Genomic DNA, 1020 nt, shown 5'->3' on the forward strand with positions numbered 1-1020 from the left:
TCCCAGCTCTGCGGCAGCCTGCTTAAATGCCTGCGCGATTTTCTCGTACAGAGGCCAGTCCCATGACACCTGGCTGCCAACATAAGCCACAACATCCACCGCATCACCTGTAAGGTGGCGGCTGTTCATGGTCTGGCTTTTCCCTGCCGCGACCAGCTGTTTCTGGCGATACTTACTGCGCAGGCCTTCCGTAATACCGAAATCAACCTCCGTCAGCTCCAGCGCACGGCGAACGACAGCAACCAGCTGTGGTTTGACGCCCTCCAGATTTTTTTCACTGCGACGGCTGAATCTGAATTTACCCGGCATCATATTCACCTCAACAATGGAAAGATTTTTGTGACGTTCCCGCGTGCGCGTATCACCAGCACGCAGAACAGCAGGTTAAAAAACACTTCCAGCCAGCCCGTTGCTAACGGGAGACCACACAGATAGCTGAGGGGCGCAAAGGCATACAGCAGCATCAGCAGCCAGGCCAGCCATGACATCAGCGGTTTGTGTCTGGAGTCACGACGACGATAAAAAAAGAGCGTCAGCACGATAACCGTGCATAACGCCACATTCAGCAATCCGGGAAGGTTACTTAACATTGCCGCCTCCTCCACCCCGCAGGCGGGAGAACACACCGGACACCAGTGATGCAATATCCTGCTGGTGGATGAACGACAGAATCTTCACCGACACCACCGATACCAGCACCGCACACAGCGCATCTGCCGATGTACCGTCATACCCTGTTTTTGATGCAATCCAGGCTGACAGCACGCGCGCCCCCAGCACGCCGACGATAAACGACACCAGAAAATGCGCCGCCACACGCCAGGCTGAAATCTTCTGCGGCATCGTTGCCACAAATAACGCCCCGGCGAACGCACCAAACACAATCCCGAAATCCGTTCCGGTAAACAGCCCGAATACCGTCGCCCCGCCGAGCGCCGCAGCCGTGCCGGAACCGGATAAGGGTTCAGACATACTTTTTTCTCCTGTAAATAAAAAAGGGCCACCAGCGGCCCGTAAAAA

Annotated in this window: 3 protein-coding genes; all 3 read right to left on the bottom strand. The window is 55.5% G+C overall.

Annotated features, from left to right (window positions below):
- On the bottom strand, nucleotides 1-309 hold a 309-nt coding region (locus FQZ95_RS08615; RefSeq protein WP_160530093.1), incomplete at its 3' end, for a M15 family metallopeptidase.
- A gap of 5 nt (nucleotides 310-314) precedes the next feature.
- On the bottom strand, nucleotides 315-590 hold the full coding sequence (locus FQZ95_RS08620; RefSeq protein ID WP_160530091.1) for a phage holin family protein: 276 nt from the start codon (nucleotides 588-590) through the stop codon (nucleotides 315-317).
- The gene (locus tag FQZ95_RS08625; protein ID WP_160530092.1) at nucleotides 580-972 is read right to left on the bottom strand and encodes a putative holin; all 393 of its coding nucleotides are present in this window, start codon (nucleotides 970-972) and stop codon (nucleotides 580-582) included. Before FQZ95_RS08625 ends, FQZ95_RS08620 begins: the two co-directional genes overlap by 11 nt.
- Nucleotides 973-1020: the final 48 nt, after the last annotated feature.

It is taken from the genome of Escherichia sp. HH41S (assembly GCF_009820115.1).
In the GTDB taxonomy this organism is placed as follows: domain Bacteria; phylum Pseudomonadota; class Gammaproteobacteria; order Enterobacterales; family Enterobacteriaceae; genus Escherichia; species Escherichia coli_F.